Here is a 12,318-nt window from a genome sequence, read left to right on the forward strand (position 1 = left end):
CGGGCATATGGTCAGGCATAAGAAGTGATTAACCAACGCGCGCTAAAAGGACGAACACGCACCGATCACGTCATCAGCAGGGACCGTCCTTCATGCCGTCCAATCTTCCTTCCGCCGCCGCCACATCGGATTTTCTGGCGGAGGTCGATCCCACCGGCGACATCGCCCGCGCCGCGCGCGAAGTGGGCGAATTGATCGGCGACGATCTGGGCAGCGTCGGCGCCGCCTTCTTCACCAGTTATATGCGTGAAACGGGGCTTCAGGACCGGCTGGGCAGCGCCGTCATCGCGCGAATCGAGCGCGAAGCCGACACCTATGTCCGCGAAAAGCTGATGCATTTCGCCGAAGGGCGCTGGGCGCGGTCGGCTTCCGATTGCGTGCGCCACGCCCGCAAGCACGACGTGTCAGTGCGCGCGGTTCTGAGCGCCGTCGCCGCCGCCAACGAGCGCATCACCGACATCATCTGGGAACGCTGCCATGATGACGGGCCGCGTTGCCGCCGACTGCTGCGCATGATGTTGCAGATCGCGATGATCGATTCGGGTTTCATGAGCAATGTGCTGGCCACCGACCAGGCCGAAGCGCAGCGCGCCGAGCGCCAGCGTTACGGCACCCTGTTCGAACAGCGCATCGTGGGCGAGATCGACGGCGCGTCCAAACTGGGCGAATCGCTGCGCGAACAGGCCAAGGACGCCTCCGCCGCCACGCGGGGCATGTTGGGCAAGGCGTCCGAAGTCGCCGCCGCCGCCGAACAATCGGCGCTGGCCATGCGCGAGGCCGCCCGCACGTCGGCCGGCCTGATCCGCGCGATCGAGGACGCCCGCACCGAAGTCGAGAGCGCGGCCGAGGTCGCCCAGCGCGCATCCGCCCAGTCGGGTGACGCGGTGTCCATGTCCTCCACCCTGTCCGACCATGCCAAGTCGATCGAATCGATCCTGGGCCTGATCCGCGACATTGCAGGGCAAACCAACCTGCTCGCCCTGAACGCCACGATCGAGGCCGCCCGCGCCGGGGACGCCGGGCGCGGCTTCGCCGTCGTCGCGCAGGAAGTGAAAAGCCTGGCCAACCAGACCGCCCGCGCCACCGACGAGATCGCTGGCAAGATCGCCGACATCCAGGCGTCGACCCGCCAGTCGGTCGAAACCAACGAGCGTATCCGCGATACGGTGGGCGAGGTGCAAGCCAGCGCCGAACGCATCCGCCACGCCATGGATGCGCAGGCGCAGACCGTCACTATGATCACCGCCGCAGTCGATGAAACCGCGCTGGCCGCCGATTCGATGTCGACCACCATTTCGGCGATCCGCCAGGACACCGAAGTCGTGGCGTCGGAAATCGACCAGCTGGAACGCGGCTTCGTCAGCGTCGAGGGCAAGCTCGCCAGCCTGCGCCATGCCTCGTCCGATTTCGGCCGCCAGGTGGCCTGAGCGGCTCTCTCAAGCGCCTATCTCCGTTCGAAACGAACGGATGGCTTGTGCCACCCTGTAGCCCGTCTTCCCCTGCCCCGCCCGCTGGTCTAAAGGCGGCGGGATGAACGATGTCGCCAAGCCAGTCCAAAGCTGGAAAGTCACCCTGCCCTGCACCCGCGCCGAAGCGGAGGCGCTGGACGGGGACATCGCCGCCTTCACCATGATGGAGCAGCCGCCGGTGCTGATGACCAGCGAGGCGACGCCCGATGACGAGGATGCCTGGCGCCTAGACGCCTATTTCGAGGGCAAGCCCAGCGTGGCAGCGATCAAGCTGCTCAAGACGCTGGTGCCCAGCGCCAGCCGCGCCAAGCCCATTGTAGAGGCGCTGCCTGACGAGGATTGGGTGACGCTGAGCCAGCAGGGGCTGGAACCGGTGACCGCCGGCCGCTTCCATGTCCGCAACATCGCCACCGATCCCGAACTGCCCGACCATATCAATCTGCTGATCGAGGCAGGTCGCGCCTTCGGCACCGGACAGCATGAAACGACCGCGGGCTGCCTCGCCATGCTCGACCGGATGCGCCGGGTGGGGATGCGTTTTGCCCATGTCGCCGATATCGGCACTGGCACCGGCCTGCTCGCCTTCGCGGCGCTCAACCTGTGGCCCCGCGCCCATGCGATCGCGTCGGACATCGATGCCGTCGCGGTGGAGATCAGCGCCGACAATGCGCGCGCCAATGGCGTGGCGCTGGGCGACGGACCGGGTCGGCTGGCGCTGGTGACGGCGGCGGGCGGCAACCATCCCGCGCTGATCGGCCGGGCGCCCTATGACCTGCTGATCGCCAATATCCTGGCCGGGCCGCTGATCGAACTGGCGCCAACGCTGTGCGCCCTCGTCGAGGATGGCGGCACGATCGTCCTGGCGGGCCTGCTGAACGAACAGGCGGATGCGGTAATCGCGGCCTATCGCACGCAAGGGATGCGGCTCGCCGAACGCAGCGACCGGGGCGAATGGCCTACGCTGCGCCTGCGCAAGCGGCCCAGTATCGGCTGGAAGCGGCCCCGTCGCATCAATGCCGCCGCGCGCGGCGAAGCCCCCGGCTTCGGCAGCATCTGACCTTTAACGGAGGTATCGTCCATGAGCATCACCCGCACCGTCATCGTTCAGGACATGGCCGGCGACCCCTTCGAGCATGTCGCCGTCGCAGACGATGCCGTCGGCCCGCGTCCCGGCATCCTGCTCTTCCCCAACATACTGGGCACGAAGGAGGCCGACTTCGCCTATGCCGAGAAGGTCGCGGCGCTCGGTTACGCCGTACTGGTCGCCGACGTCTTTGGCCAGGGCAAGCGCACCACCCGTGCCGACCCCGATGCCGGGCGATACATGGCGCCGCTGAACGCCGACCGCGCCTTGCTGCGCGACCGGGTGAACGGCGCGCATGATGTGCTCAAGGGGCTGGCGGACGTCGATGCCGAGAGGACGGCGGCGATCGGCTTCTGCTTTGGCGGCAAATGCGTGCTCGATCTTGCTCGCTCCGGCGCGGACATTAGCGGCGGCGTCAGCTTCCATGGGGTCTATGACCCGGTGCCCTTCCCCAACGCGCCGATCACCGCCAAATTGCTGGTCTGCCACGGCTGGGACGACCCGATCGCGCCGCCAGAGGCGACCGCGGGTCTGGCCCGCGAACTGACCGACGCAGGCTGCGACTGGCAGATTCACGCCTATGGCGGCACCGGCCACGCCTTCACCGACGAGGGCGTCAATATGCCGGAAAAGGGGCTGGCCTATAGCCCAAGCGCCGACCGGCGCAGCTTCCGCGCGATGACGGATTTCCTGGGCGACCTGTTCGGATAAAAGCCGAAAACAGGACTGTCTCAACGGGTCGGAATGCGCCGGGCGCTGGCGAGATGATGGGCGTGGGTGATCGCCACCGCCAGCGCATCGGATGCGTCCGGCCCCACGATCTTCGCGCCGGGCAGCAGGCGCGACACCATCGCATGGACCTGCTCCTTCGACGCATTGCCGACGCCAACCACCGATTTCTTGACGAGGCGCGCGGCATATTCGCCGACCTCCATGCCCGATCGCGCGGCATTGAGCAGAATTACGCCCCGCGCCTGCCCCAGCTTCAGCGTCGATTGCGGGTTCACATTGACGAACACTTCCTCGACCGCCGCGCCATCGGGCCGATGTTCGAGGATCAGGTCGGTCAGCGCCAGGTCGAGCGCCAGCAGTCGCGTGGACAGCGCCATGCTGCTGTCGGTCTTGATCTGGCCATTGCCGATATGGGTCAGCCGATTGCCATCCGCGGCGATCAGGCCCCAGCCGGTGGTGCCAAGGCCGGGGTCCAGGCCAAGCAGGATCATAAACTCTCTGAACTTAGCCCCTCCCCTTCAGGGGAGGGGTTGGGGTGGGGCCAGCGATCCGGCAGCGTTTCAAGCTGCGTCATGATCTGCACCAGAACGCCTTCGACATTCTCGGCAACATCCCGATTCGAGACGTGCAAAACAGCAACGCCCATACCGGTCAGTTCGGCGTCTCTGACAGCCATTTCGTCCACATCATGCGTGTCACCATCGACTTCGATCGCGAAGGCTCTGGCAGGGCAGAAGAAATCGACAATCCGATTGCCGATCACATGCTGACGGCGGAATTTATAGCCAAGCTGAGACCGGGACAGGTGACGCCAGAGGATCACCTCAAAGGGTGTGGCGTCATGGCGCATATGCGCTGCATTTTTCAGCAATCGCGGGTCTTGCGCCATTCCCCACCCCAACCCCTCCCCTCAAGGGGAGGGGCTATGTACGAGCATCTTAGCCCAGCTTCTCCATCACGTCGTCGGACACTTCATAATTGCCCCAGACGGTCTGGACGTCGTCGTCATCCTCCAGCGTGTCGACCAGCTTCATCAGCGTGGCCGCATTGGCCTCATCGACATCGACGGTGATCTGCGGCTTCCAGGCGAGCTTCGCGCTGTCGGCGGCGCCCAGCTTGGCTTCCAGCGCCTTGGCGACCTCGTGAAGGGCGTCCATGGCGGTCCAGATTTCATGCTCGTCCTCGTTGGACGACACATCCTCCGCGCCCGCTTCAAGCGCCGCTTCGAAAATCGCGTCGGCGTCCCCCGCGCTTGCCGGGTAGCTGATGAGGCCGACACGGTCGAAGCCATGGCTGACCGCGCCCGACGCGCCCAGATTACCGCCATTCTTGGAAAAGGCCGTGCGGACATTGGTCGCGGTGCGGTTGCGATTGTCGGTCAGCGCCTCGACGATGATGGCGATACCGGCCGGGCCATAGCCCTCGTAGCGCACTTCCTCGTAATTCTCGCCGCCCGCCGCGTTCGCCTTGTCAATGGCGCGCTGGATATTGTCCTTGGGCATCGACTGGGCCTTGGCGGCGTTGACCGCCAGGCGCAGGCGCGGGTTCATGTCCGGGTCGGGCATGCCCATCTTGGCCGCGACGGTGATTTCGCGGCTGAGCTTGGAGAACATCGACGAGCGCTTCTTGTCCTGCGCGCCCTTGCGATGCATGATGTTCTTGAATTTGGAATGGCCTGCCATGGTCCTGAATTCTTATCTGCCGGTTGACTGTGATGGGCGCCCTTACACCAGCGCCCGCCCAAAGGGCAACCGCCAGCGCATCCTTCAGTCTCTGCCGGATGGGCGAGGGATCAGTAGAGGATCGCGGTGCCCGATGCCGACACCATCAGCATCGACCCGTTGGAGCCGATGACTTCATAGTCCAGATCGACGCCGACCACGGCATTGGCGCCCAGCGTCGCCGCGCGCGTGCGCATTTCGCCCAGCGCCTGATCGCGGGCGCGTTGCAGCACATCCTCATAAGCGCCCGATCGCCCGCCCACGATATCGCGGACGCTGGCGAACAGGTCGCGAAACAGGTTCGCGCCCACGATCACCTCGCCGGTGACGATGCCGAGATAGTCCTTCGCCGGCCGCCCTTCCAGACGGCTGGTGGTGCTGACGATGATCTCGGACATGGGCGTTTCTCCTTGATGATAAAAACTTATTCCATGCCCAGCGCGGACAGATAGGTCTGGAGGATCGCTTCCATCTCCTGCCGGTCATGCGGCTGCATCTTACGCAGACGGACGATCTGGCGCATGATTTTGGGGTCGTAACCGGTCGCCTTGGCTTCCAGATAGACGTCCTTGATATCGTCGCCGATGCCCTTCTTTTCCTCTTCCAGGCGCTCGATGCGCTCGATCAGAAGGCGGAGTTGGTCGGCGGCGACATTGGGTTCTGTCATGGGGGAGTATCTCCGGTAGATGTGAATCGGTTGGAGGGCGTCCTAGTGATTGTCGGCGTTCTTCGCCACACTCTCTTTCATCCGCGCCACCTGCTCTGGCGTCGCTTCGCCCTGATGCCGTTCTTTCCATTCCGGAAAAGGCATGCCGTGGATGATTTCGCGCGCCTGGTCGCGCGTCAGATCGCCGTCCGCCTCCGCGATCCAGTCGGCCAGGCAATTGCGGCAGAAGCCCGCCAGCCCCATCAGATCGATATTCTGGACGTCGGTGCGGTGCTGCAAATGCGCGACCAGGCGGCGGAAGGCGGTTGCGGCCACGGCATCTGTGACTATGGTGTCGGTCATCGGCGTGAGGAACCTTTCGCTGATCTACATCATCCTGTCGTGCAGCACGGATAACCCATAACGACGCACTGGCAAGGCCTACAAGGCCAAGCCGGGGACGATCATGACGGTCAGGAGAAACCATGACGAAGTTACCGCCCCGCTCGCGCAAGGTTCGCATCCTGGCGACCCTTGGTCCTGCGAGCGATACGTCCGAAATGATCCGGGCGCTGTTCATCGCCGGGGCTGACGCCTTCCGCATCAATATGAGCCATGGCGCGCATGAGGATCATGCCGCGCGCATCGCCATCATCCGCGCGCTGGAAAAGGAATTTCAGCGGCCAACGACGATCCTGGGCGACCTGCAGGGGCCAAAGCTGCGCGTCGGCGCCTTCGAAAAGGGGCTGGCCATATTGGAGACGGGCGCCGCCTTCACCCTCGACCGGGACGAAACGCCCGGCAATGCCCGCCGCGTCAACCTGCCCCATCCCGAAATCTACGCCGCTCTGGTGCCCGAAACCCGGCTGCTGCTGGACGATGGCAAGCTGGTGCTGCGGGTGAAGGCGATTGGGGAAGACCGGATCGACACGATCGTCGAAGTCGGCGGCGCCCTGTCCAACCGCAAGGGCGTGAACGTGCCCGACGTGGTCGTGCCGGTGCCGGCGCTGACCGACAAAGATCGGCGCGACCTGAGCTTCGCCATGAGCCAAGGCTGCGACTGGATCGCGCTCAGCTTCGTCCAGCGGCCCGAAGATCTGGCCGAAGCGCGCAAGTTGATGGGCGGCTATGGCGCGCTGATGGCGAAGATCGAGAAGCCGTCGGCCGTGCAGCGACTGGAGGAGATCATCGAACTGGCCGACGGCGTGATGGTGGCGCGCGGCGACCTGGGCGTCGAACTGCCGCCCCAGTCGGTGCCGCCGCTGCAGAAGCAGATCGTCGCCACCGCGCGGCGCATGGGGCGGCCTGTGGTGGTTGCGACCCAGATGCTCGAATCGATGATCAAGTCCCCCTCCCCCACCCGCGCCGAAGTGTCGGACGTGGCGACCGCGGTCTATGACGGGGCGGATGCGATCATGCTGTCGGCGGAGACGGCGGCGGGCGACTGGCCGGTGGAGGCGGTGACGATGATGGACAGCATCGCCCACAGCGTCGAGCGCGATCCGGGCTATTTCGGCCGGCTCCATTATACCGAGACGAAGCCCGATCCGACCACCGCCGACGCGCTGGCCGAAGCGGCGGGGAACATCGTCGCGGTCGTGGGGGCCAGCGCCATCACCTGCTTCACTTCATCGGGCAGCACTGTGCGCCGCGTGGCGCGCGAACGGCCCGATGCGCCGATCCTGGCGCTGACGCCGCGCACCGACACTGCGCGCAAGCTGGGCCTGACCTGGGGCGTCCACGCCATCCGCACCAAGGATATCGGCACGTTCGAGGAAATGATCGGCAAGGCGCGGCGCATGGCGCTGCGCCATGGCATGACCGAAAAGGGCGGCAAGATCGTGGTGCTGGCCGGCGTCCCGTTCGGCACGCCGGGATCGACCAATGTGCTCCACGTCACGGCGATTCGCGGTGACGAGTTGAAGGGCCGCGACGAGGGTTGAGCGCAGCGCGCCCCGACAACACCCTCCGTTCGCTTCGAACGAAGTCGGGAAGCGGGTAACGCTATCCCTGCGTGTCTCGACTTCGCTCGAAACGAACGGCGATGGGTAACAGGAGTCCGATTCGGGCGAATCACCCACCCCATGCCAACGCGGAAAGGCGCCCGATCATCGACCGGGCGCCTGCCACATTGCATGAAGACCCACCGCCCCGAAGGGGGGCGACAAGCGCCTGCCTATTAGCCCTGGCGGGCCTTGAAGCGGCGGTTGGTCTTGTTGATAACATAGGTGCGGCCGCGACGACGGATCACGCGGTTGTCCCGGTGGCGGCCCTTGAGCGACTTGAGCGAGTTGCGGATCTTCATGGCAGACGGCCCTTGATGAATCTGGTGTGGTCGAATTTCGAAGCGCAGCCCCTATGGGTCGGGCCGGCCAAAGTCAAGGGCGGCAGGCGCTCTTTTCCCGCTGTTCATCCCCCGTGCAGCAAGGTCGTGGCTTCACGCGTTGGAGGGGATTATGCTCTCCGCGCCGTTACTACGGCATATGCCCGTTGGAGTTTACCCATGTCGAAGCGCCTGATTCTCGCCGCTTGCCTTGCCCTGCCGCTTTCTGCCTGCGCGACCGCCGTTCCGCCGGTGGAAGTGACCCGCTTCCATGTCGACAATCCCGCCCGCGCCGGCACGATCGCGGTGGAGGAAATGCCCGGCAACCCGGACATCAGTCTGGAATTTCGCACTTATGCTGCTGCGGTATCGCAGGAATTCCAGCGTGTCGGCTTCACGCCGGCGCCGGCCGGCGGCCCAAGCGACTATGTCGCATCGGTCAGCTTTCGTCGCGCCTTCCGCCCGTCCGGCGTCGATCGCAGCAGCGACAAGCCGGTCAGCGTAGGCGTGGGCGGCGGCATCGGCGGCGGCGGCGGCACCTTCGGCGGGCTTGGCCTGGGCGTCGGCATCAACCTGTCGGGCAAGCCCAAGGATATCGTGACGACCGAACTCCATGTGCAGTTGCGCCGCCGGGCCGATTCGACCGCCATCTGGGAAGGCCGCGCGTCGACGCAAGGACGGCAGGGTACGCCGGCCGCGCAGCCGGGGATCGCCGCACAGAAACTCGCCGCGGCCCTGATCGGGGGCTATCCGGGTGAATCGGGGCGCACTATAACGGTCAAATGACCATCAACATTTCCAGCGGCTTTGACAGCGGCAATATTCGCGTCCTCTCCATCACCCACACCCCGGCCGGCGTCCGCGCCGATCTGGAGATCGTGACGGATCATCAGAGCGACTTTTACCAATGGTTCCATTTCCGGCTGTCCAACGCGGCGGGCCGCGCGGTGGAAGTGCGAATCCTCAACGCGGGCGGATCGGCCTATCCCGACGGATGGGCCGGCTATAGCGCGCGAATGAGCGAAGATCGGGACAATTGGGTCCAGGCCGACACCAGCTATGCCGATGGCATACTGACGATCCGGCTGGAGCCGGACAGCAATGCGCTATGGATCGCCTATTTCGCGCCCTATTCGATGGAGCGCCATCACGACCTGATCGCCTGGGCCGCGACCCAGCCGGGCGTCGACCATCGCGAACTGGGGCTGACCCTGGACGGCCAGCCGCTCGACATGCTGACGATCGGCGACGGGCCGAAACAGGTCTGGCTCTATGCGCGCCAACATCCCGGCGAAACGATGGCGGAGTGGTGGATGGAAGGCGCGCTGGAGCGGCTGTGCGACGAGGAGGATGCGGTCGCCCGCCTGCTGCGGCAGAAGGCGACAATCCACATCATCCCCAACATGAACCCGGACGGCAGCCGCCGCGGCCATCTGCGCACCAATGCGGTCGGCGTGAACCTCAACCGCGAATGGCATGAGCCGACGGCCGAGCGTAGCCCCGAAGTGCTGATGGCGCGCAATGCGATGGACGACACCGGCGTCGATTTCGCCATGGACGTGCATGGCGACGAAGCGATTCCCGCCGTATTCATCGCAGGATTTGAGGGTATCCCGTCGATCACCGATCGGCAGGTCGCGCTCTATCATCGCTATCGCGACACGCTGGCCACGCGCACCCCGGATTTCCAGACGCGGCTGGGCTATCCGGTGGCGGGCGCGGGCAAGGCGAACCTGTCCATGTCCACCAACCAGCTGGCCGAACGCTTCGGCGCGGTGGCGATGACGCTGGAGATGCCGTTCAAGGATAATGACGACCTGCCGGACGCCGATTTCGGCTGGTCTCCGGCGCGGTCGATCCAGCTCGCCAAGGATTGCCTGGCGGTGCTGGCGGAGATGATCGAGGATATTTGAGGATCGACATGTTCCCGCGAAAGCGGGAACATGCAACCTAACGCCAATCGAACGGCAGCGGCGCTTCGCGGAAGGCGAAGCGGTCGAGATGATCGGCGACCACCTGTTTGAACCGCTCCACGTCGGCGTCCGCATTGGGCTCCAGCGTCACCACCAGCGCCTCGGGCTGCGCCGCCATGCGGATCGGCCCCATCGGGAAGGCAATGACGCCCTGTTCGGGGCTGAAATCCGTCTCGAACTTGTGGCTCCAATGTTTGCACAACTGCTGGAGATAGCGGCTGGCATGGGTGGTCGGCACGTTTGCGGTCACGGTCATGTCAGAGCCTTTCGATCTTGCTCGCAGCCTCGTCGATCAACGACGCGACATCGAACATGGTCTGGTTATCGGCGCCCTCCTTTTCAAGGCGATGCTGGATGGCGATGCGCAGATTGTGCAGCGCGCGGCGCACCGGCGCGCCATCGACCCGCTCCGCCTTCTGCGCCAGCGCGGCCAGCCGGGCCAGCGCCAGGTCGAGCGCGGCCTTGCGCTCCTCGATCTGGACCTTCCCGGCATCGGTGATGGCGAAGCGTTTGCGGCTGCCTGAGCCTGATCCCAAGGGCGGTTCCTCGACGATCAGATCCATTTCCGCCAACATAGTCAGCGTAGGATAGACGACGCCGGGGCTGGGCGCATAGGCTTCGCCCGACAGCGCCTCGATCGCGCGGATCAGTTCATAGCCATGGCGCGGCTCGTCGGCGATCAGCTTCAGCAGGATCAGGCGCAGCGTTTCATTGTCGAACAGCCGTCGGCGACCACCGCCGCGGCCGCCGCGGCCGCCGCCGCGCAAACCGTTTTCGCCAAAGGGATCGCCGCCGAGCGGGCCGCCCCGCCCGCCGCCACGACCAAAGCCGTCAGGTGAACCGAATCGGCCAGCGCCGGGGCAATGACCGCCATGGCGGCCGCGATGAGAGTGAGGAAAATGCATCATTGGGTCTTTCATATATGTCATGATGCATTGCGATATATCTTACAAATGTTCGCCGTCAAGAGTTACGATAGATCTTAATTGTATTTTTGTGGTCGCGGCGTTGAGACGCCCGCATGTTGGCCTAGAGCGCGGCGAAATCGATCGGTGCGTGGCGATCCAGCGTGCGGCTTTGGTCTTCCAACGGATATTTCAGACCGCTGGCGCAATTGAACAATACCGCCCGCTCGTCCCGTCCGATTAGCTTCTCGTCTAGCGCCCGTTGATAGGCAGCCAGCGTCGCACCGCCCTCCGGGCAGAGCAGCAACCCGTCGTCGCGCGCCACGTCGCGCACCGCCGCCATGATCGCCGCGTCAGACACGGCCAGCGCCGCGCCGCCGCTTTCCCGCACCGCGCGCAGGATCAGGAAGTCGCCCACCGCGCGCGGCACGCGGATACCCATGGCGATGGTGTAGGCATCCTCCCAGCGCTCGGCGAACTCCACGCCCTGTTCGAACGCGCGCACCATCGGCGCGCAGCCCTCGGCCTGCACCGCGAACATCTTGGGACGTTTGGAACCGATGAAGCCGATCTTCTCCAGCTCGTCGAACGCCTTCCACATGCCGATCAGGCCGGTGCCGCCGCCAGTGGGGTAGAAGATCGCGTCGGGCAGTTCCCAGTCCAACTGTTCGGCCAGTTCCAGCCCCATCGTCTTCTTGCCCTCGATCCGGTAGGGCTCCTTGAGCGTCGAGAAATCGAACCAGCCGCGCGCCTTCGCCCCCTGCCCCACGATCGCCCCGCAATCGTCGATCAGGCCGTTGACGCGATAGACGCGCGCGCCCTGCGCCGCGATTTCGCGCACGTTGATCTCCGGCGTGTCGTCGGGGCAAAAGATGATCGCCTCCATCCCCGCTACGGCGGCATAAGCGGCCAGCGCCGCGCCGGCATTGCCGTTGGTCGGCATCGCCACCTGGGTCACGCCCAGTTCCTTGGCCATGGACACCGCCATGACCAGGCCGCGCGCCTTGAAGGAGGCGGTGGGCAAGCGCCCCTCATCCTTGGCCAGCAGATGTGCCCCGCCCAGCCGGGCTGCGGTGCGCGGCAGCGGGATCAGCGGCGTCGCATTTTCGCCCAGGCTGACGATATTGGAAGTCTGCCGCACCGGCAGCAATTCGCGCCAGCGCCACAGGTCCATCGGCCGCGCAGCAAGCGCTTCCTTGGTCAGTGTCGCCCGCACGCCGTCAAGGTCATAGCGCACCAGCAACGGCTTCCCCGCCGCCGACAACCCATGCAGTTCATCCGCCGCATAACGCTCGCCGGTCAGCGAACATTCCAAATGGGTGACGAAAGTGGGACGATCGGTGGTCAGGTTGAAGTTGTGCAACACAATAATCTCCGTTCGGGCTGAGCCTGTCGAAGCCCCGCCCTTCTCTTCAGAAAGTGGGGCCCTTCGACAGGCTCAGGGCGAACGGGATAAACAACCCGG

General features: G+C 65.1%; 16 protein-coding genes. 6 read left to right on the top strand and 10 right to left on the bottom strand.

The features are described from left to right. Positions 1-92: 92 nt before the first annotated feature. The 3 genes from V473_RS12375 (at position 93) to V473_RS12385 (ending at position 3,264) form a co-directional block, all read left to right on the top strand. The gene (locus tag V473_RS12375; protein ID WP_066604446.1) at positions 93-1,427 is read left to right on the top strand and encodes a methyl-accepting chemotaxis protein; all 1,335 of its coding nucleotides are present in this window, start codon (positions 93-95) and stop codon (positions 1,425-1,427) included. Positions 1,428-1,530: 103 nt separating this feature from the next. After that, positions 1,531-2,526 (top strand): 50S ribosomal protein L11 methyltransferase, encoded by a 996-nt coding sequence (locus V473_RS12380; protein ID WP_066604452.1) that lies wholly within the window; start codon positions 1,531-1,533, stop codon positions 2,524-2,526. Between the two features lie 21 nt (positions 2,527-2,547). Beyond that, positions 2,548-3,264, top strand: coding sequence for a dienelactone hydrolase family protein (locus tag V473_RS12385; protein ID WP_066604454.1), 717 nt, complete (start codon positions 2,548-2,550; stop codon positions 3,262-3,264). 20 nt (positions 3,265-3,284) lie between these two features. Here V473_RS12385 and ruvC read toward each other — a convergent pair whose 3' ends face one another. The 6 genes from ruvC to V473_RS12415 form a co-directional block, all read right to left on the bottom strand. After that, a complete protein-coding gene (ruvC, locus tag V473_RS12390) occupies positions 3,285-3,776 on the bottom strand; it encodes a crossover junction endodeoxyribonuclease RuvC (RefSeq protein ID WP_066604456.1) in 492 nt (163 codons plus the stop codon). Beyond that, the gene (locus V473_RS12395; protein ID WP_082679083.1) at positions 3,773-4,174 is read right to left on the bottom strand and encodes an endonuclease domain-containing protein; all 402 of its coding nucleotides are present in this window, start codon (positions 4,172-4,174) and stop codon (positions 3,773-3,775) included. The genes ruvC and V473_RS12395 overlap by 4 nt, the downstream gene beginning before the upstream one ends. A gap of 49 nt (positions 4,175-4,223) precedes the next feature. Then, positions 4,224-4,967 (bottom strand): YebC/PmpR family DNA-binding transcriptional regulator, encoded by a 744-nt coding sequence (locus V473_RS12400; RefSeq protein WP_066604461.1) that lies wholly within the window; start codon positions 4,965-4,967, stop codon positions 4,224-4,226. Positions 4,968-5,077: 110 nt separating this feature from the next. Beyond that, complete coding sequence (locus tag V473_RS12405; protein WP_201785498.1) at positions 5,078-5,404, bottom strand: heavy metal-binding domain-containing protein; 327 nt, start codon at positions 5,402-5,404, stop codon at positions 5,078-5,080. A 26-nt stretch (positions 5,405-5,430) separates the two neighbouring features. Continuing rightward, on the bottom strand, positions 5,431-5,673 hold the full coding sequence (locus V473_RS12410; RefSeq protein WP_006956223.1) for a DUF2312 domain-containing protein: 243 nt from the start codon (positions 5,671-5,673) through the stop codon (positions 5,431-5,433). Between the two features lie 42 nt (positions 5,674-5,715). Then, positions 5,716-6,015, bottom strand: a complete 300-nt coding sequence (locus tag V473_RS12415; RefSeq protein ID WP_066604463.1) for a DUF1244 domain-containing protein — start codon at positions 6,013-6,015, stop codon at positions 5,716-5,718. Between the two features lie 122 nt (positions 6,016-6,137). Between V473_RS12415 and pyk the strand changes: the two genes are divergently transcribed. Further along, entirely contained in the window at positions 6,138-7,595 is a 1,458-nt protein-coding gene (gene pyk / locus V473_RS12420) for a pyruvate kinase (protein WP_082679084.1), read from the top strand. Positions 7,596-7,831: 236 nt separating this feature from the next. On the opposite strand, the gene ykgO is transcribed toward pyk, so the two are convergent. Continuing rightward, positions 7,832-7,957 (bottom strand): type B 50S ribosomal protein L36, encoded by a 126-nt coding sequence (gene ykgO, locus V473_RS12425; RefSeq protein ID WP_004210176.1) that lies wholly within the window; start codon positions 7,955-7,957, stop codon positions 7,832-7,834. Positions 7,958-8,155: 198 nt separating this feature from the next. On the opposite strand from ykgO, the gene V473_RS12430 reads away from it, so the two are divergent. Then, the gene (locus V473_RS12430) at positions 8,156-8,761 is read left to right on the top strand and encodes a hypothetical protein (RefSeq protein ID WP_066604468.1); all 606 of its coding nucleotides are present in this window, start codon (positions 8,156-8,158) and stop codon (positions 8,759-8,761) included. Next, on the top strand, positions 8,758-9,888 hold the full coding sequence (locus V473_RS12435) for a M14 family metallopeptidase (RefSeq protein WP_066604471.1): 1,131 nt from the start codon (positions 8,758-8,760) through the stop codon (positions 9,886-9,888). Before V473_RS12430 ends, V473_RS12435 begins: the two co-directional genes overlap by 4 nt. 37 nt (positions 9,889-9,925) lie before the next feature. Here the strand turns inward: V473_RS12435 and V473_RS12440 are convergent, their stop codons facing one another. The 3 genes from V473_RS12440 to V473_RS12450 all read right to left on the bottom strand — a co-directional run bounded on the left by V473_RS12440 (position 9,926) and on the right by V473_RS12450 (position 12,219). Next, positions 9,926-10,204, bottom strand: a complete 279-nt coding sequence (locus V473_RS12440) for a DUF2218 domain-containing protein (RefSeq protein ID WP_066604472.1) — start codon at positions 10,202-10,204, stop codon at positions 9,926-9,928. 1 nt (position 10,205) lies between these two features. Then, on the bottom strand, positions 10,206-10,856 hold the full coding sequence (locus V473_RS12445) for a PadR family transcriptional regulator (RefSeq protein WP_066604473.1): 651 nt from the start codon (positions 10,854-10,856) through the stop codon (positions 10,206-10,208). Positions 10,857-10,977: 121 nt separating this feature from the next. Beyond that, complete coding sequence (locus V473_RS12450) at positions 10,978-12,219, bottom strand: threonine synthase (protein WP_066604477.1); 1,242 nt, start codon at positions 12,217-12,219, stop codon at positions 10,978-10,980. Positions 12,220-12,318 lie beyond the last annotated feature (99 nt).

Source organism: Sphingobium cupriresistens LL01, assembly GCF_001046645.1.
GTDB classification, from domain to species: Bacteria; Pseudomonadota; Alphaproteobacteria; order Sphingomonadales; family Sphingomonadaceae; genus Sphingobium; species Sphingobium cupriresistens.